The 352-nt window shown below is 53.4% G+C and carries 1 protein-coding gene; it reads left to right on the top strand.

The genetic code is table 11. The features are described from left to right. Positions 1 to 144 precede the first annotated feature (144 nt). Positions 145 to 300: a reverse transcriptase N-terminal domain-containing protein gene (locus tag ACYQ3M_RS11640; protein ID WP_460036246.1), complete on the top strand. Its 156-nt coding sequence runs from the start codon at positions 145 to 147 to the stop codon at positions 298 to 300. The last annotated feature ends 52 nt before the right edge of the window (positions 301 to 352 follow it).

Raw genomic sequence — 352 nt, 5'->3', positions numbered from 1 at the left:
AGGAAAAAGCGAATGCCAGCTTGTAATGAGCTGGATAGGGATTGAGGGGCAACCCGATATGATCCCACCCGAAAGGGGGCAGACTTCCTGCGGGTCTCTCATTGCAAGAGAGTTTGGAGAACCTTCTGAACGGAGGAAATGCAAATGACGACTGCAACTGTAGTTGGTGCGGCCTCCGGCTGCAAGGAAGTGAACTGGCACGGTATCGACTGGGCCAAGGCACGCCTTGAAGTTAGAAGGCTGCAAATGCGTATTGCAAAGGCGACGCGGGAAGGACGCTGGGGCAAGGTGAGTTCCTAACCCACTCGTTTTACGGCAAGGCTTTAGCTGTAAAACGGGTAACCGATAACTC

It is taken from the genome of Methylothermus subterraneus (assembly GCF_054656915.1).
This window is presented reverse-complemented; position numbering and strand designations above follow the sequence as displayed.

Excerpts from the sequence above, each read along its gene's own strand:
- ACYQ3M_RS11640 (WP_460036246.1), top strand. The coding sequence starts at position 145 with ATGACGACTGCAACTGTAGTTGGTGCGGCCTCCGGCTGCAAGGAAGTG.